The organism is Lentibacillus sp. (genome assembly GCF_035301925.1).
GTDB lineage: Bacteria > Bacillota > Bacilli > Bacillales > Amphibacillaceae > Lentibacillus.
Genome location: NZ_DATGTI010000088.1, coordinates 16,966 through 35,765 on the forward strand (window position 1 = coordinate 16,966; position 18,800 = coordinate 35,765).

The window sequence follows — 18,800 nt, forward strand, 5'->3', positions numbered from 1 at the left end:
ACCATTAAATGAATAGAAGATTCCATATAAAATTAGAAAAGCTGATTATTTTTTCAATAGCAGCCGTTTTTTTGATAATAAATGAACTAAACTCTTTTTTACATCATGAAAATTCATTTGCCGTGTTGGATAACGGGCAATGATAATGATATCCGTTGTTGGACGAATATAACCTTCCAGCTCCAGGAAAGCCTGGCGCAAATACCGTTTTATACGATTCCTCATAACAGCATTACCCAATTTTTTACCAACGGATAAGCCGATGCGAAAATGCTGCTGTCCGGGCTTTTCTATATAATATAAAACTAGCTCCCGATTTGCGAATGAGTTCCCATGTTTAAACACATACTGGAATTCTTTATTGTCTTTTATCCGATACTTTTTTTTCAACACGATCACCTTACCATTCATTTTCCCACTGTAGTGGAAAAAAGACCACTGATAATGTCAGTGGTCTATGCAGATAATACTTTTCTTCCTTTACGGCGACGGCGCTTCAATACTTGGCGCCCGTCTTTTGTACTCATTCGTTTACGGAAGCCATGCACTTTTTTCCGCTTACGTTTATTTGGCTGATAAGTTCGCTTCATTTATCATACACCTCCCTGAGGAATCCAAACAAAATCTACATTTTAAAGGCAGTCTTGAACATTATAATGAAAATCGATTCTGCCTGTCAACTTTTCATACAAAAAGTCTATCCACAGATTACTGTGAAATCATTTCCGGTAAAAAAAATTTATTCACAACGCTTATCGACAATTTACTCACAAAATATAGTGGTGTGGATAAACATTGTCTACAAGTGATGGATATTGTGGATAAGTGTCGAAAAAGCGTTGCATGATGCGCTTTTTTTTGGTATTATATTTGTGCTTTAATATGTGTAAAAGAGTCAAACAGTCTCTCTTTTTCCACAGGTTGTGGATAATATGTGGATAGCCATGCACACCGCTGTTCACCTGACTATCAACAATCATGTGGAAAAAGTACATAACTTAAGCATTATACTGCGGTGACCATGCTCAACCGTCCACAACCAAATACGCATTTATTTTTCAACAGATAACCTTTCCGTCTTTCAATATCACGTTATGAATGACCGCGAAAGGGTTTTTCTATCATCAATCAAAAATTGAAAGGGGTGAATGCGTTGAAAAACATCGATGAATTGTGGAATGCGGTTTTGGAGAAAATAGAGGAAAAAATAAGTAAGCCAAGCTTTGATACCTGGCTGAAAAATACAAAAGCCGAATCCTTAAAAGAAGATACATTAACTGTATTGGCACCAAATGAATTTGCACGCGACTGGCTTGAAGGCAGATATACAAACTTAATAGACGACATCTTGCTGGAACTGACCGGTGCCCGATTATCAACCCGATTCATCATTCCCGATTCACAGGATTCTGCAAATGAAGTGAATTCGACTCCAAAAAAAGTACCTATGGACAATCAAAATAGCAAAACGGGGCAAACCAAAACAATGCTGAATTCCAAATATACGTTTGATACATTCGTCATCGGTTCCGGAAATCGTTTCGCACACGCAGCTTCACTGGCTGTGGCTGAAGCCCCGGCAAAGGCATATAATCCGTTATTCATTTATGGTGGTGTCGGTCTTGGCAAAACACACTTGATGCATGCAATCGGGCATTATGTCCGGGAACACAATCCGGAGGCAAATGTTGTGTATCTGTCATCCGAAAAGTTCACGAATGAATTCATCAACGCCATTATGGATAACAAAGCAACGCAATTCAGAAACAAATATCGCAATGTCGATATTCTATTAATCGATGATATTCAATTCATAGCCGGAAAAGAATCGACACAGGAAGAATTTTTCCATACATTTAATGCACTCCATGAGGATAATAAACAGATTATCATCTCAAGTGATCGTCCGCCGAAAGAGATTCCGACACTTGAAGACCGTTTGCGTTCCAGATTTGAATGGGGGCTGATCACGGATATCACACCACCTGATCTGGAAACACGCATTGCGATTTTATCAAAGAAAGCAAAAGCAGAAGGACTCGATATACCGAATGAAGTGATGCTTTACATTGCCAATCAGATTGACACCAATATCCGGGAACTGGAAGGTGCCTTGATAAGGGTTGTTGCCTACTCGTCACTTGTTAATGAAGATATTGATGCTTCGCTTGCGGCAGATGCATTGAAGGATATCATCCCGAGCAACAAACCGCGTACCATCACGATTCAGGGCATACAGGAAGCTGTCGGTGAAAAATACAATGTCAAACTGGAAGATTTTGCGGCCAAAAAACGTACAAAATCGATTGCTTTTCCACGGCAAATAGCTATGTATTTATCAAGGGAACTGACAGATTTTTCATTACCCAAAATTGGTGAAGAATTCGGCGGCAGAGATCATACAACCGTTATTCATGCCCATGAAAAAGTTGTGAAAATGATGGAAGACGACACGCTCTTACACCGTGATATTGAAGAATTGAAAGAGCAGCTGAAATCATTTTAAGTTATGAACATGTTAACAATGTGTACAACGAATGCACGCTTATAAACAACTTATCCACATGTGAATAACTTCCGTTCAGTGGATTTAAGATGGGTTATCCACATAACAACAAGCACTATTACTGTTATTATTATATTTCTATAACAAATTAATAAATATATGTATCCAAAAGGAGAATAATTTCATGAAATTTATCGTACAGCGTCAGCACTTAATTTCCGGTGTTCAAGATGTCATGAAAGCCATCTCGTCCAGAACAGCCATTCCAATTCTGACCGGCATGAAAATTGAAGCAACTCCCAATGGAATTACGCTAACCGGAAGTGACTCTGATATTTCAATTGAATCATTTATTCCGGCCGAAGAAGACGGTATGGTAAATGTGGAACAAATCGAAGAAGGAAGTGTTGTTCTGCAGGCACGGTATTTCCCGGATATTGTCCGGAAGCTGCCGGAAAGTACAGTTGAAATTGAATCAGATGATCATTTCAATGTAACAATCAAATCAGGAAAAGCCGAATTCAACCTGAACGGCCAGGATGCCAATGAGTATCCGCAACTGCCCATACTCGAGACAGACAGCAGTTTTGAAATACAGTCAGATTTACTGAAAAATATGATCAAACAAACTGTTTTCGCTGTTTCAGCAATGGAAACAAGGCCAATTCTAACTGGTGTTAATATAAAAATTGAAAATGATTCATTGCATTTCACTGCAACAGACAGTCATCGGCTGGCATCACGCCGTATTCCACTGGAAGATATCAACCTGAACTTATCCAGTATTGTCGTGCCTGGAAAGAGCTTGAATGAACTCAATAAAATTCTGGATGATAACGAAGAGAGAGTTGAGATCAGTGTTACCAATAACCAAATTTTATTCAGAACAAAGCATTTGCATTTCTTATCAAGATTACTGGACGGCAATTACCCGGAAACATCCCGGCTCATTCCAGATCAGAGTCAGACAGTACTTCAAGTTAAAACTAAAGAATTAATCAATACGATTGACAGAGCATCACTGCTTGCCAGAGAGGAACGGAATAATGTTGTCAAACTGACGACAAAAGATAACCAACTTTTGCAAATTACCAGCAATTCGCCTGAGATCGGACAGGTTGCCGAAGAGCTTTTTGCCCAGTCAATAGAAGGAGAAGACTTGAAAATATCCTTCAGTTCAAAATATATGCTGGATGCATTGAAGGTCATTGACAAGGATGAAATCATCATTAAATTTACTGGTGCAATGCGTCCGTTTATCATCCAGCCCACAGATGATGATTCGATTTTACAATTGATTCTGCCAGTCAGGACATATTAATAAAAAAGGTGTATGCCGGGGAATCGGCAAATCAGCCGGTTTCCTTCTGTTTTTAACGCTTCATGAATCTGCCAATACCGCTTATTTTACAAGTGCATGTTCAAAAAAGAAGATAAAAAAGGACCGGCAGGCTAAGTTCGCGACGACAATCAAGGGAGAGCGCCTGCACTAGCACGTCAATCGCGTCAACGTTCGAGGCGGCGCTGTTTCGAGCAGCGGGATAGTGCGTGTTGTGGTGACTTCGACGTTCGACACAGGACGTGTCGGTTTTTAGTCGAAGATCCTCTACCTCGATGTGTCATTTTTACCGGACTTTTTGAACATCCTTTACAATATTAGAGCAACTTTCCTTCCCTTAACATCAAATCTTTAGTAAAATAGATAAGAAGTACAATAAACCTCAATCAATAAGTAAAAGTCTGGTGATCAGTATGCATCAACCTGAAAAAATTCAGATAGAAACGGCGTATATCCTGCTTGGACAATTTGTGAAATTGCTGAATATACTTGATTCCGGTGGTATGGTAAAAGCTTTTTTGCAGGATCAGGGAGTGCTTGTTAACAGCGAACCTGAACACCGCAGAGGAAGGAAACTTTATCCGGGTGATGTCGTGGAAGTGGAAGGTATCGGATCCTACATGGTCACGAAAGATTAAACATGGGGAATTTGCATGAACATTGAACAATTACAGTTAAAAAACTATCGGAACTATGAAACACTGGATATTTCCTTTAATAATAAAATAAACGTGATTATTGGTGAAAATGCCCAGGGGAAAACCAATTTGATGGAAGCTATTTATGTACTTGCTTTTTCAAAATCACATCGAACACCAAGAGAAAAAGAGCTTATCCAATGGGAGCATGAGTATGCTAAAATAGAAGGCAGGATCACAAAGCGGAATCAGACAATCCCCCTTGAAATCATTTTGTCAACAAAAGGAAAAAAAGCAAAATTGAACCGGATTGAGCAAAGAAAACTGAGTGACTACATCGGCGCTTTAAACGTTGTTATGTTTGCACCTGAACATTTATCGCTTGTTAAAGGTCCGCCGCAGACTAGAAGACGGTTTATCGATATGGAACTGGGACAGATTCAGCCAACGTATATTTATCATCTTGGCCAGTATCAAAAAATATTGAAACAACGGAATCATTTATTAAAGCAATTGCAGCGTCAGACAATACAAGATAAAACGATGCTTGACGTATTAACGGATCAGCTGATCCAGCATGCAGCGATTCTTCTGGAGCGCCGGTTTGTTTTTCTTGATTTGCTCCGGCAATGGACGCGTCCGGTTCATTATTCAATCAGCCATGGGACAGAAAACCTTGAAATCAAGTATCAGCCGACGATAGAAGTATCAGAATCAGCGAATAAGGAAAAGATAGAAAGTATCTATGCTAATAAATTTCACGAATTGCAGACGAAAGAAATAGAACGCGGTACGACATTAACCGGTCTGCATCGGGACGATATTATTTTTTATGTCAACAATAAAGATGTACAGACCTATGGATCCCAGGGACAGCAGCGTACAGCAGCATTATCGGTGAAATTGGCAGAAATCGAACTTATCTGTAATGAAGTAGGCGAATATCCGGTTTTACTTCTTGATGATGTGCTAAGTGAATTGGATGATCACCGGCAATCCCATTTATTAAACACAATCAAAGACAAAGTTCAAACGTTTGTGTCCACCACAAATATTGATGGCATCAATCATGAAACATTGCGGGAGGCACAATTGCTGCGGGTGGCTAATGGTACGGTTGATACATGATTGTGGAGGTGTTCGATGTTTATTCATATCGGCAGTGATAACGTTATTCGGTCAGAAGATGTCATTTCCATTATTGATTACAGTGTGGTGACATCTTCAGGCATTATGGAAAAGATGGTAGAAAATGTTGCGGAACAGGAAAAAGTTTTTGGTCCAACTGACGAAGTGAAGTCAGTTGTTATTACGACGGACAACATTTATTATAGTTCGCTGTCCGTCGCAACACTGAAAAAACGGGCCAGTATGATTTCAACTATCGACAAACTTGATGACTATTCTGATGAGATTGAATAGATAATCAATCTCATATAGATTTATCTTTTTTAAGCATTAAAGTATAGGAAAACTTTGCTACTCGCTGTCTGATAGTCAAGACATGAGTTTTTCCAGGAAACGTAGGTGAAATAATGTCAGCAGAACAAAATATGTCAGAGAACCAAGCTTATGGTGCCGATCAGATACAAGTGCTGGAAGGGTTGGAAGCCGTTCGAAAAAGGCCAAGTATGTATATCGGCAGCACGAGTGAAAAAGGCTTGCACCACCTTGTATGGGAAATTGTTGATAACAGTATCGATGAGGCACTAGCAGGTTATTGTGATAAAATCCAGGTTATCATTGAAAAAGATAATAGCATCACAGTCACTGACAATGGCCGCGGAATCCCGGTGGACATTCAGAAAAAGACCGGAAAGCCGGCCCTTGAAGTGATTATGACCGTGCTTCATGCCGGGGGTAAGTTCAGTAATGACAGTTACAAAGTTTCCGGCGGATTGCATGGTGTCGGGGCATCTGTTGTGAATGCGTTATCCAGCCATCTGGACGTTTATGTTCACCGTGATGGAAAAATATATTATCTTGGTTTTGAAAAAGGTGTGCCACTGGGAAAAATTGAAACGGTTGGCGAAACAGATATTACTGGAACGAAAACACATTTCAAACCCGATCCGGAGATTTTTACAGAAGTAACGGAATTTGATTTTGATACCCTTTCTCAACGGTTGCGTGAGTTAGCCTTTTTGAATAAAGGTCTCACCATTTCAATTGAGGACAAACGGACTGATGAGGAACCGGTCGAATACTGTTACGAGGGTGGAATCAGTTCATTCGTTGAATTTATTAACCGTAACCGGGAAGTGCTGCACGAACCATTTTATGCTGACAGTGAGGAACAGCAAATTGCTGTAGAGGTTGCTATTCAATATAACGATGGTTTTGTCAGCAATATTTACTCTTATGCAAACAATATCCATACGTATGAAGGCGGCACACATGAATCGGGATTTAAAGCTGGGTTGACGCGTGTCATTAATGATTATGCACGCAGACATAACCTGTTTAAAGAAAATGATCCAAACTTGAGCGGGGAAGATGTAAGGGAAGGGATGACAGCCATCGTTTCCATAAAGCATCCGGATCCGCAGTTTGAAGGACAGACTAAGACAAAACTTGGGAACAGTGAAGTCAAGAGGGTAACGGATTCAGCATTCAGTGAAGCCTTTTCGAAGTTTCTGTTTGAAAATCCTGATGTGGCAAAAATTGTTGTAGAGAAAGGCTTGATGGCATCACGTGCACGGATTGCAGCGAAAAAGGCACGTGAATTAACACGCCGGAAAAGTGCTCTTGAAGTGTCGAATTTACCGGGTAAACTTGCCGACTGCTCATCAAAGGATGCAAGCATCAGTGAGTTGTATATTGTTGAAGGTGATTCTGCCGGTGGTTCCGCCAAACAGGGCCGGGACCGGCACTTTCAGGCTATCCTGCCATTACGCGGAAAAATACTAAACGTTGAAAAGGCTCGTCTTGATAGAATCTTGTCCAACAAGGAAGTCCGGGCCATGATTACGGCAATGGGAACCGGGATTGGCGAAGAATTTGATATTACCAAAGCCCGCTATAATAAAGTTGTCATCATGATCGATGCTGACGTCGATGGTGCACATATCCGTACATTATTATTAACCTTTTTCTATCGTTATATGCGCCCTTTGATTGAAAATGGCTATGTTTATATTGCTCAGCCACCATTGTATAAAATACAGCAAGGAAAAGCTGTGCATTATGCTTATAATGATGAGGCAATGGAACAGATTTTGAACGAATTGCCGAAATCACCAAAACCGGGTCTGCAACGCTACAAAGGCCTTGGTGAGATGAATGCCGATCAGCTATGGGAAACAACCATGGATCCGGACAATCGTACATTGCTTCAAGTCGGGCTCTCCGATGCCATGGATGCTGACCATATTTTAGATATGCTGATGGGTGATAAAGTCGAGCCACGCCGGCATTTTATCGAAGAAAATGCCCAGTATGTCCAGAACTTGGATATTTAGTATTTTGATAAAATAGACTGGAAGTCAGGATGCCTCAATCGGTCATTATACTGGTTTGACATCAGACTTTTTGTTTTTCTGGTAAAGCGATGAATGAACTGTTTATCCTGCATGTAATGGATAGTAATCCGCCAAAAGACAGCGGCCAATTGTCCATAAATGTCCGATTCGGCTCGGGCCTGCACGATGCAGGTCACAAAGGCGTTGCAACACGACGTTGCGTATTTAGCCTTTGTTCCCCTTCTTCAGCGGGAAAAAGCGTCCCGCTGAATGAAGTTTCGCTTTACCTCAGGAAGGAAGATTTGGAGGTATTGTTAAATGGCAGATGAACAACGTCCAAGCGTTCAGGAAGTTAATCTTAATCAGGAAATGCGCACGTCTTTTCTCGATTATGCCATGAGTGTCATTGTATCCCGGGCGCTGCCTGATGTGCGGGATGGCATGAAGCCTGTCCATCGTAGGATTTTATATGCCATGAATGACCTTGGCATGCATGCAGATAAGGCGTACAAAAAATCTGCCCGTATCGTTGGTGAGGTCATCGGTAAGTATCATCCGCACGGGGATTCGGCGGTTTATGAATCAATGGTCCGGATGGCACAGGATTTCAGTTACCGTTATATGCTGGTAGACGGCCATGGCAACTTTGGATCTGTCGACGGTGACTCGGCTGCAGCTATGCGGTATACGGAAGCACGCATGTCAAAAATTTCAATGGAGTTACTACGGGACATCAATAAAGATACCATCGATTATGCGGACAACTATGATGGCACAGAGCGGGAGCCGGTTGTTTTTCCGGCCCGTTTCCCGAACTTGCTCGTCAATGGTGCAGCTGGTATTGCCGTCGGGATGGCAACCAATATTCCGCCGCATAATCTTGGTGAAACGATCGATGCGGTTTTGGCTATCAGTAAGGACCCGGAAATTACGATCAATGAACTGATGGAGGATTATATTCATGGCCCTGATTTCCCGACAGCCGGTGAAATCCTTGGCCGAAGCGGTATACGCAAGGCATATGAGACCGGTAAAGGATCCGTGACCATTCGCGCTAAAGTGCATATTGAAGAACACCCAAATGGCAAATCGTCCATCATTGCGACTGAATTACCGTTTCAGGTTAATAAAGCGAAGTTGATTGAAAAAATCGCTGAACTTGTGCGTGAGAAACGGGTTGACGGCATCACAGACCTGCGTGATGAATCAGACCGGAATGGCTTGCGCGTCGTCATAGAATTGCGACGTGATGCGAATGCGAATATTGTGTTAAACAACTTATATAAATACACGGCTTTGCAGACTACATTCGGTATCAATACCCTGGCATTGGTTGATGGACGACCGCAAGTGTTAACGATCAAACAGTGCCTGGAGCACTATCTGGAACATCAAAGGGAAATTGTCAAACGCCGTACTGCCTTTGAATTGCGAAAGGCTGAAGCACGTGCGCATATTCTGGAAGGTCTGCGCGTGGCACTTGACCATTTGGATGAAGTTATCTCGCTTATCCGTAACTCTAAAACGACTGACATCGCCCGTGACGGCCTGATGACGAATTATGGTTTGAGTGAGAAACAGGCACAGGCAATTCTGGACATGCGCCTGCAGCGTCTGACAGGGCTTGAACGGGAAAAAATCGTAAATGAATACAATGACCTTCTTAAACAGATTGATGAATTGAAAGCTATTTTGGCGGATGACGAAAAAGTACTGGCCATTATCCGTGAAGAGCTGACGGAATTAAAAGAGAAATATAACGATCCGCGCCGGACGGAAATCATCGCCGGCGGAGCGGACTTGATTGAGGATGAGGATTTGATTCCTGAAGAAAATGTTGTTATCACACTGACCCATCAGGGCTACATTAAGCGGCTTCCTGCTTCCACATACCGGACACAAAAACGCGGGGGCCGCGGTATCCAGGGAATGGGGACCAATGAAGATGACTTTGTTGAACATCTGGTTTCAACTTCCACGCATGATACAATCCTTTTCTTTACGAACAAAGGGAAGGTATATCGTGCCAAGGGATATGAAGTTCCCGAGTTCAACCGTACGGCAAAAGGCATACCGATCATCAATCTGCTCCAGGTTGAAAAAGATGAATGGATTAATGCCGTCATATCCGTTTCCGAATACAGTGAAGATTACTTTTTGTTTTTTACGACAAGACACGGTTTATCAAAACGCACGAAACTGTCGCAATTTGCCAATATACGCAAAGGCGGCCTGATTGCAGTCGGCCTGCGTGATGAGGATGAATTGATATCGGTTAGACTGACAGACGGCACGAAAAACATTATGATGGCCACTAAAAATGGCTATCTGATTCGTTTTCCGGAAGATCAGGTCCGTTCAATGGGAAGGAATGCAGCGGGTGTACGCGGCATTTCACTAAGAGATGATGATGAAGTTGTCTCAATGGAAATTTTGGATGAAGGATTACAAGTTTTACATGTGACCAATAAAGGGATCGGAAAACGGACACCGGAAGATCAGTACCGCGTTACGAATCGCGGCGGTAAAGGGATTTTCACTTGTAAACTGTCAGAGGACAATCATGTTGTGGCGGTTAAAGCTGTGACAGGTGAAGAAGATATTATGCTGATTACCGTTGCAGGTGTCTTGATCCGGATTCCGGTTGATGGCATTTCCCAGACCGGACGAAACGCACAAGGCGTCCGTCTGATCCGTCTGCAGGACGATGAAGAAGTGGCAACCGTCGCCAAGGTTGAGAAAGAAGAAGCGGAGCATGAAGAAACGGAAGAAACTGAAAAAGACGCGACAGAAGATCGGGAAGAATAATCAGCTGACATGATGATTTAAAAAGGGTGACCAGTGACGGATTACATTCGCTTTGTATTAATCTGCTGGCCGCCCTTTCTTATTTTTTGGAACTGATACAGCTGTGAGATTAACAGACCTTAGTTTGCGATTGACGTATCGGCATTTAATCGAAGGTCCTCTATTTGATGTGTCATTTTACAGAGATTTTTGAACAACCTTTTGTAAGGGATTATTACTCTCATAATTCATTTGCAGCATGTATTTTCCCAATAAATAAGGGATTTTTTCGGCCGTTATTGTCAGGAAATGTTTGATAAATGGATAATCTTTATCAGGTTTGGCAGCCAGTAAGTCCCCCCACCATTCGGTTTCATAGCGGCACAGCATGCTCAAATTATAAAGAAGCAAATAGTGAATCATGATTTCGGAAATCGGCAAAAAATTTCCCCGTTGCACTGGAAAATAACCTGCCCTGTCGTATGTATCAATAAAAAAAGGACTGTTATGTACCGGATTGAATGGAGCTTCCAATGCCACATGAAGAGAGGCAGCTGTCGCTTCTGTCTGGCTGACCGGTGGCAAATAGGGTTTGATACGCTTAATAAATGCCTTTGCGGTTAAATAAAAATTGTCCAATACAAAGGTTGGAAATTGTAAACGCGTTGCGCCGATATTCCCGACCTTAATCATTTTTTCCATGTGGTGAAACTTGAACATAGAATCCATTTCAGGAATTAAGGAAAACAGCTGCTCCATTTTTATTTTTTCAAACGGTGTTCTGCCAATCGAAAATAAGTGTTCAGAGACATAAGGGAATAGCCCATTATACTGTATTTTCACTTCATCATCCATAAAGGTATAATCTTTCTTTTTACGCTTTCGGCTTGATACACCATGTGCCAGTATCGCTGTTGATTCAGGATAATTCGGTCTTATTGTTAAAAGTGCGGCTTTGAGTAAATGGACCATGCCATAAAAAAACAGCATTGGCTGCATGAGCGTTTCCATTTGTTTGCCATTCTCATAAAATCGGATGCCATGTTCCAGATAATGCATAAATTTATGGCCGTTCTCGAAACTTTTTATAGCGGCGTCAACACCATCTAATTGCTGATAACAACTATGTAAATAATCACGTGCTGTTTGCTGTGACTGCAGATATGTAAAAAAATGAGTCATTTGATGATTCTCCATGGATTACCCCTTCTAACTATGTAAATTTTCCGAATCAATTTTCTTTTATCACATATTGATAATTGTGTTGAAAAAGCATGATGTTTGGCTTATTGTATATAACAATAGAATTTCCCTTGAACTACCCCTTGAAACAAGTTCACCCGTTTAGTTTCACCAATTATAAAGATTCTAATCATATACATTAGTATGGATAGGAGGATAAAAGATGCGTGAAGATAAGTTCGCCAAGGAAGGGCTGACATTTGACGATGTTCTATTAATGCCTGCCAAATCAGAAGTGCTGCCAAAGGATGTCGATGTCAGTACGGTTTTGTCTGAGAAAATCAGACTTAACAGCCCGCTGATCAGTGCCGGAATGGATACGGTCACTGAAGCGGACATGGCGATTGCCATGGCTCGTCAAGGCGGTATGGGTATTATTCATAAAAATATGTCCATTGAGGATCAAGCTGAACAGGTAGATCGTGTCAAGCGGTCGGAAAGCGGTGTGATTACAAACCCCTTTTTTCTCACGCCGGAACATCAGGTTTATGATGCTGAACATTTAATGGGGAAATTCCGGATTTCCGGCGTCCCAATTGTAAATAATATCAATGAACAAAAATTGATTGGGATTTTGACGAATCGCGACTTACGTTTCATCCAGGATTATTCAACCGCGATTAAAGATGTGATGACGAGTGACAATCTGGTTACCGCTCCTGTGGGAACAACGCTTGAAGAGGCTGAACATCTGCTTCAGGCGCATCGGATTGAGAAGCTGCCGTTAGTTGATGAAAATGGGATATTGAAAGGTTTAATAACCATAAAAGATATTGAAAAAGTGATTGAATTCCCAAATGCGGCAAAAGACTCACAAGGCAGGCTGCTTGCTGGCGCTGCTGTTGGTGTAACTGGTGACGCGATGAAGCGGATTGAAAAATTGGTTGAAGCAGGTGTGGATGCTATTGTCATTGATACGGCACACGGCCATTCGGCAGGTGTTTTGGATAAGGTCCGTACGGTACGGGAAGCCTATCCTGATCTTGATATTATCGCAGGAAATGTTGCGACAGCTGAAGCGACGGAAGATTTAATTAAAGCAGGCGCAACCATTGTCAAAGTCGGCATCGGCCCGGGGTCAATTTGTACGACCAGGGTTGTGGCAGGTATTGGTGTTCCCCAGATAACAGCTGTCCATGATTGTGCGGCAAAAGCTTCCGAATATGGTGTACCAGTCATTGCTGATGGCGGCATCAAATATTCCGGCGATATCGTTAAGGCACTCGCTGCCGGTGCTCATGCTGTCATGCTCGGCAGTATGTTCGCTGGCGTCAAGGAAAGTCCGGGTGAAACCGAAATTTTCCAGGGAAGACAATATAAAGTCTATCGCGGCATGGGATCGGTTGGTGCTATGGAAGCCGGCTCCAAGGACCGTTATTTTCAGGAGGCAGAAGACGCCAAAAAATTGGTTCCTGAAGGCATTGAAGGAAGAACCCCTTACAAAGGTCCACTTGCTGATACCGTTCATCAATTGATTGGCGGCCTGCGTGCAGGCATGGGCTACTGCGGAACGGAATCGGTCAATGCATTGCGCCATGATGGGCGGTTTATCCGGATTTCAAATGCCGGATTAAAGGAAAGCCATCCACATGATGTTCAAATTACAAAAGAAGCACCGAATTATTCGTGAATGAAACCAAAAGTTTGGTTTACCACTGATATTAAATATTACCTATTTAATAGATAGGGCATTCCCTATCTATTTTTTCTCTATTTTTTATGGTAAAATAGCTAGGTGCAAAATTATTATAACAACATATGATTTCATATAATGGTGGAGGTAAGGAAAGTGAAACACAGCATGAAGAAAAGTTTGTCATTATTGCTTGTCACACTGGTCATGGCAGCTACAATAACGGTGCAGCCGTTAACTGCACAGGCAGCAGGACCTGATATTCAGGCAGAATCAGCCATATTGGTTGATTTCGAAACAGGTAAGGTTGTTTATGCCAAAAATCCTGATATGGCACTGCCTCCAGCTAGTATGACTAAAATGATGACGGAATACCTTGTCCATGAAGCCATCGCGGAAGGTCAAATTAGCTGGGATACAACAACACAAATCAGTGATTATGCTTACAGTATATCTGCTGATGACTCCTTCTCAGGTGTCGGGTTGAAACAGGATAAAGACTATACGGTGAAACAATTGTACGATGCAATGGCGATTAACTCGGACAATGCAACAACCATCGCACTGGCTGAGTTGATTGCCGGTTCTGAAGGCGAATTTGTCAAGATGATGAATGAAAAGGCAGAAGAAATGGGTTTGCCGGAATATGAATTTGTCAATTCGACAGGCCTTGCTAATTCATCACTTGGGGATAATGTACCAGAGGGAACGGATCCTGACGCTGATAATTTATTATCAGCCCGTTCAGCAGCGTTACTGGCATACTATTTAATCAAGGATTATCCGGAGGCACTTGAGGTCTCCAAGATTCCTTCAGCAGCGTTTGAAGATCAGACTATCCGCAATTGGAATTGGATGCTGCCACACGACGAGGAAGAAGCGAGTTCTTTACAGCAATTCAATTATGAAGGAATAGACGGTTTAAAAACAGGTTATACCGAACAAGCAGGTTATTGTTTTACAGGGACTGCCGAACGTGATGGCAACCGCTATATTTCTGTTGTCATGAAAACAGAAAGCGAAGGAGCACGTTTTCAGGAGACAGCTAAACTGTTGGATTACGGCTTTAATCAATTTGAAAATCAGGAAATCTTCCCGGCTGGATACCAGTTGGAAGGTGAATCAGCCATTCCTGTTTCTAAAGGGAAGGAAGATACTGTACAAGTAGCAACTAAAGAAGCATTCAGTACGCCTGTTAAAGGAGAACAAGCTGAAAATTACAGCATCGAATACCAATTGGACAAAGATAAATTAAATGAAGAAGGAGAATTGACTGCACCAATTGAGAAAGGTGAAAAGATTGGCACGGCTGAAGTTGTCTATAATGGCGAAAGTGACTATGGCTATATTTTTCCGGATGCTGAAAAAGGGTCAATCGATCTGGTTGCCCAGAAAAGTGTTGAAAAAGACAACTGGTTTATGCTGACACTTGGTGCCATCGGAAGCTTCTTTGGAAATATCTTCAACACGGTTGTTGATACAGTAAAAGGCTGGTTTTAAATAAGATAGGGCCGTCTAAGGCATATAAAAAAGCAAAATTTGAAAATGTTTATGGATCTATAGGAGGGAACAACATGGCAAACACAGGAACAGAACGTGTCAAACGTGGAATGGCAGAAATGCAAAAAGGCGGCGTCATCATGGATGTCGTCAATGCTGAACAGGCTAAAATAGCGGAAGAAGCTGGTGCGGTTGCCGTCATGGCGCTTGAGCGTGTTCCTTCCGATATACGTGCTGCCGGTGGTGTGGCCCGGATGGCAAGCCCGGAAATTACCGAAGAGGTCATGAACGCCGTATCGATTCCGGTCATGGCAAAAGCACGGATTGGTCATATTGTCGAAGCACGCGTTTTGGAAGCAATGGGTGTTGACTATATTGATGAAAGTGAAGTACTGACACCAGCAGATGAAGAATATCATTTGAAAAAATCTGATTATACCGTACCGTTTGTCTGCGGCTGCCGTAATTTGGGCGAGGCGGCCCGCCGTATTGGTGAAGGTGCGTCGATGCTGCGCACAAAAGGTGAACCGGGCACAGGCAATATTGTCGAAGCAGTCCGCCACATGCGCCAGGTTCAATCGGAAATTAGAAAGCTGTCATCGATGTCGGATGATGAAGTGATGACGTATGCCAAAGAAATTGGTGCGCCATATGAACTGCTGGTAGAGATTAAACAAGAAGGCCGTCTTCCTGTTGTCAACTTTGCAGCCGGCGGCGTAGCGACACCGGCAGATGCAGCTCTGATGATGGAATTGGGAGCCGATGGTGTATTTGTCGGATCCGGTATTTTCAAATCAAATGAGCCGGAGAAATTTGCCAAAGCAATTGTTGAAGCAACGACACATTATACGAATTACAAGTTGATCAGTGAACTGTCCAAAGACCTTGGCACTGCCATGAAAGGCATTGAAATAGGTACATTGGAAGGACAAGACCGTATGCAAGATCGCAGTGAATAGAAAGAAGGAATCATGATGTGCACTATTGCTGTATTGGCTTTGCAGGGTGCCGTTCGTGAGCATGTTCGTGCCATCGAGGAAGCAGGTGCAGAAGCCGTTGAGATAAAACAAAAAGAGCAGCTGGCAGATATTGACGGTCTGATTCTGCCGGGCGGTGAAAGCACGACAATGGGCCGGCTGATTGACAGCTATGGTTTTTTCGATGCCATTCGCAATTTCGGAAAACAGGGAAAGCCGGTATTCGGAACGTGTGCCGGACTGATTTTAATGGCAAGTGCCATTGAGGGTCAGGAGCAGGCCCATTTAGGATTAATGGGTATGAAGGTGGCACGTAATGCGTTTGGCCGGCAGGTGGCAAGCTTTGAGGCGAATTTGGATGTGACATACATCGGTAAGGCATTTAACGCTGTATTTATCCGGGCGCCGTATATACTTGAAGCCGGGCCTGATGTGGAAGTGCTGGCAACTTACAAGGACAGGGTTGTGGCAGCAAAACAAGGTCATTATTTGTGCACAGCTTTTCATCCCGAATTGACCGACGACAGCCGGTTTATTGAATATTTCGTACAAATGGTGGAACAATCAAAACAGACACTTGCATCATAGGGAAAAATCCGATATGATATAGCATAATATAAATAACAGTCATGAAAGGAAGCAGTAGCAGGTATGCTTTTTCCCCAGAGAGTCGGTGGCAGGTGGAAACCGATGAAAGCAGCTTGTGAATCCGTCCTTAAACTGGTTTGCTGAAACAGCAGTAGGCAGGCCCGGTTAAACACCGTTATCACATTTGAGCCGGAAGCGAATATGTGCTTCAATAAGGGTGGCAACGCGGGAAATACACTCTCGTCCCTGTTTTATCAGGGGCGGGAGTTTTTTATGTAATCATAATAAAGGAGGCATTCACCTATGCTTGATATGAAATTTTTACGTAATCATTTTGCTGAAGTAAAGGAAAAGTTAGCTCATCGGGGTGAAGACTTGTCCGAGCTGGAGCGGTTCGGCGAGCTGGATGAGCGACGCAGATCATTGATTTCTGAAACGGAATCACTGAAAGCTAAGCGTAATGAAGCATCGAAGCAGATTTCCGCCCTGAAAAAGGAAAAGAGGGATGCAGAACCGGCTATTAAAGAAATGCGGGAAGTCGGGGGAAAAATAAAGGAACTTGATTCAGAGCTGAAAGACATTGAAGAAACGTTGGAAACGATCATGCTGTCGATCCCGAACATTCCGCATGAAAGTGTACCAATCGGTGATGATGAAGATGACAATGTCGTGGCACGCAAATGGGGCAACCTGCCAACATTTAATTTTACTGAAAAACCGCATTGGGACATTGCTGCTGATTTGGGTATCCTCGATTTTGAACGGGCAGCCAAAGTAACCGGAAGCCGCTTTGTGTTCTACAAAGGACTTGGCACACGGCTGGAACGGGCATTAATTAATTTCATGATGGATCTGCATGCGGATGAACATGGCTATACCGAAATGATGCCGCCGCAGATTGTTAACCGTGGCAGTCTGACAGGAACAGGACAGCTGCCTAAATTTGAAGAAGATGTCTTTAAACTTGAGGAATGGGATTACTTTCTTATACCAACTGCCGAAGTGCCAGTCACCAATTTTCACCGGGATGAGATTCTGTCAAGTGATGACCTCCCGAAGAAATATGCCGCCTACAGTGCCAATTTCCGGTCTGAAGCAGGATCTGCCGGACGTGATACACGCGGGCTGATCCGGCAACACCAATTCAATAAGGTTGAATTGGTTCATTTCACTAAACCTGAAGATTCTTATGACACATTGGAAACATTGACGGGACATGCTGAAAAGGTATTGCAGCAGCTCAATCTGCCGTACCGTGTCATGAATATGTGTACGGGAGACTTGGGATTCACGGCTGCGAAAAAGTACGACATTGAGGTCTGGATTCCGAGTCAGGAAACGTACCGGGAAATTTCATCGTGCTCCAACTTTGAAGATTTCCAGGCAAGACGTGCCGGCATTCGTTTCCGCCGAGAAGCAACTGGCAAGCCGGAATTTGTCCATACGTTAAATGGATCAGGTCTGGCTGTCGGGCGTACTGTTGCCGCCATCCTGGAAAATTATCAGCAGGAAGACGGTTCGGTAGTGGTACCGGAAGTGCTTCGGCCGTATATGGGCGGCAAGGATGTTATTAAATAATAAATTGATATGTGGCAGCCAAGAAATCTTGAATGGATTTTCAGGTTTCTTGGCTATTAAATAGGCTAAAGCAACTTTTCAGCAATCCTTTGCGCCGTACACAAGAAAAAAATTGAAATTCATATAAATTTGTATTGACAAAATCTTGTAACAGTAGTAAAGTGACAATCATATTAATTTTAATAATTGAACTTCTTATTCAGAGAGGTGGAGGGACTTGGCCCTAAGATACCTCGGCAGCAGACTTTATTGAAAAGTACTGTGCCAATTCCAACAAGTATTCGCTTGAAAAATAAGAAGAGTATGTACACATTTCATTAGTCTCTTCTTATTTGATAAGGAGGGATTTTTTAAATTTTTAAACTGAATACGTATAAACTTCTTATCCAGAGAGGTGGAGGGACTGGCCCTGAGATACCTCGGCAGCGGACTTTATTGAAAAGTACTGTGCTAATTCCAGCAAGCAACACGCTTGATAGATAAGAAGAGGAAACCAAGGAAAAGCCTCTTCTTATTTATGAAGGAGAGGCTTTTTCATATTTTAAGGAGGG

At 42.6% G+C, this 18,800-nt stretch carries 15 protein-coding genes, 2 riboswitches and 1 other annotated feature; of the genes, 12 read left to right on the plus strand and 3 right to left on the minus strand.

All coding sequences use genetic code 11. The features are described 5' to 3' along the window. Window positions 1-45: 45 nt before the first annotated feature. A complete protein-coding gene (rnpA, locus tag VK080_RS07745) occupies window positions 46-390 on the minus strand; it encodes a ribonuclease P protein component (protein WP_324224198.1) in 345 nt (114 codons plus the stop codon). A gap of 65 nt (window positions 391-455) precedes the next feature. Further along, window positions 456-590 carry a 50S ribosomal protein L34 gene (rpmH, locus tag VK080_RS07750; protein ID WP_324224199.1) on the minus strand — a complete coding sequence of 45 codons (135 nt, stop codon included), beginning with the start codon at window positions 588-590 and terminating at the stop codon, window positions 456-458. Window positions 591-1,153: 563 nt separating this feature from the next. Here rpmH and dnaA point away from each other — a divergent pair. From dnaA to gyrA, 7 genes are all read left to right on the plus strand, one after another. Further along, window positions 1,154-2,506: a chromosomal replication initiator protein DnaA gene (dnaA, locus tag VK080_RS07755; protein WP_324224200.1), complete on the plus strand. Its 1,353-nt coding sequence runs from the start codon at window positions 1,154-1,156 to the stop codon at window positions 2,504-2,506. Window positions 2,507-2,690: 184 nt separating this feature from the next. Next, a complete protein-coding gene (dnaN, locus tag VK080_RS07760; protein WP_324224201.1) occupies window positions 2,691-3,827 on the plus strand; it encodes a DNA polymerase III subunit beta in 1,137 nt (378 codons plus the stop codon). A gap of 431 nt (window positions 3,828-4,258) precedes the next feature. After that, window positions 4,259-4,483: a S4 domain-containing protein YaaA gene (gene yaaA / locus VK080_RS07765; protein ID WP_324224202.1), complete on the plus strand. Its 225-nt coding sequence runs from the start codon at window positions 4,259-4,261 to the stop codon at window positions 4,481-4,483. Between the two features lie 15 nt (window positions 4,484-4,498). Next, entirely contained in the window at window positions 4,499-5,611 is a 1,113-nt protein-coding gene (gene recF / locus VK080_RS07770) for a DNA replication/repair protein RecF (RefSeq protein WP_324224203.1), read from the plus strand. A gap of 15 nt (window positions 5,612-5,626) precedes the next feature. Beyond that, a complete protein-coding gene (gene remB / locus VK080_RS07775) occupies window positions 5,627-5,905 on the plus strand; it encodes an extracellular matrix regulator RemB (RefSeq protein WP_324224204.1) in 279 nt (92 codons plus the stop codon). 131 nt (window positions 5,906-6,036) lie between these two features. Next, complete coding sequence (gene gyrB / locus VK080_RS07780) at window positions 6,037-7,944, plus strand: DNA topoisomerase (ATP-hydrolyzing) subunit B (RefSeq protein WP_324224205.1); 1,908 nt, start codon at window positions 6,037-6,039, stop codon at window positions 7,942-7,944. Between the two features lie 318 nt (window positions 7,945-8,262). Continuing rightward, the gene (gyrA, locus tag VK080_RS07785) at window positions 8,263-10,752 is read left to right on the plus strand and encodes a DNA gyrase subunit A (RefSeq protein ID WP_324224206.1); all 2,490 of its coding nucleotides are present in this window, start codon (window positions 8,263-8,265) and stop codon (window positions 10,750-10,752) included. 177 nt (window positions 10,753-10,929) lie between these two features. On the opposite strand, the gene VK080_RS07790 is transcribed toward gyrA, so the two are convergent. Then, window positions 10,930-11,913, minus strand: coding sequence for a YaaC family protein (locus VK080_RS07790; protein WP_324224207.1), 984 nt, complete (start codon window positions 11,911-11,913; stop codon window positions 10,930-10,932). Between the two features lie 223 nt (window positions 11,914-12,136). Here VK080_RS07790 and guaB point away from each other — a divergent pair, with 223 nt between their 5' ends. From guaB to serS, 5 genes are all read left to right on the plus strand, one after another. After that, window positions 12,137-13,603: an IMP dehydrogenase gene (gene guaB / locus VK080_RS07795; protein WP_324224208.1), complete on the plus strand. Its 1,467-nt coding sequence runs from the start codon at window positions 12,137-12,139 to the stop codon at window positions 13,601-13,603. A 159-nt stretch (window positions 13,604-13,762) separates the two neighbouring features. After that, a complete protein-coding gene (locus VK080_RS07800; RefSeq protein WP_324224209.1) occupies window positions 13,763-15,106 on the plus strand; it encodes a D-alanyl-D-alanine carboxypeptidase family protein in 1,344 nt (447 codons plus the stop codon). 74 nt (window positions 15,107-15,180) lie between these two features. After that, window positions 15,181-16,065, plus strand: coding sequence for a pyridoxal 5'-phosphate synthase lyase subunit PdxS (gene pdxS / locus VK080_RS07805; RefSeq protein WP_324224210.1), 885 nt, complete (start codon window positions 15,181-15,183; stop codon window positions 16,063-16,065). Window positions 16,066-16,080: 15 nt separating this feature from the next. Then, window positions 16,081-16,671, plus strand: coding sequence for a pyridoxal 5'-phosphate synthase glutaminase subunit PdxT (gene pdxT, locus VK080_RS07810; RefSeq protein WP_324224243.1), 591 nt, complete (start codon window positions 16,081-16,083; stop codon window positions 16,669-16,671). 32 nt (window positions 16,672-16,703) lie between these two features. After that, window positions 16,704-16,922 (plus strand) — a binding site (T-box leader). Between the two features lie 52 nt (window positions 16,923-16,974). Further along, window positions 16,975-18,249, plus strand: a complete 1,275-nt coding sequence (gene serS / locus VK080_RS07815; RefSeq protein ID WP_324224211.1) for a serine--tRNA ligase — start codon at window positions 16,975-16,977, stop codon at window positions 18,247-18,249. Window positions 18,250-18,441: 192 nt separating this feature from the next. Next, window positions 18,442-18,548, plus strand: a riboswitch (SAM riboswitch). Between the two features lie 80 nt (window positions 18,549-18,628). Continuing rightward, window positions 18,629-18,735, plus strand: a riboswitch (SAM riboswitch). Window positions 18,736-18,800: the final 65 nt, after the last annotated feature.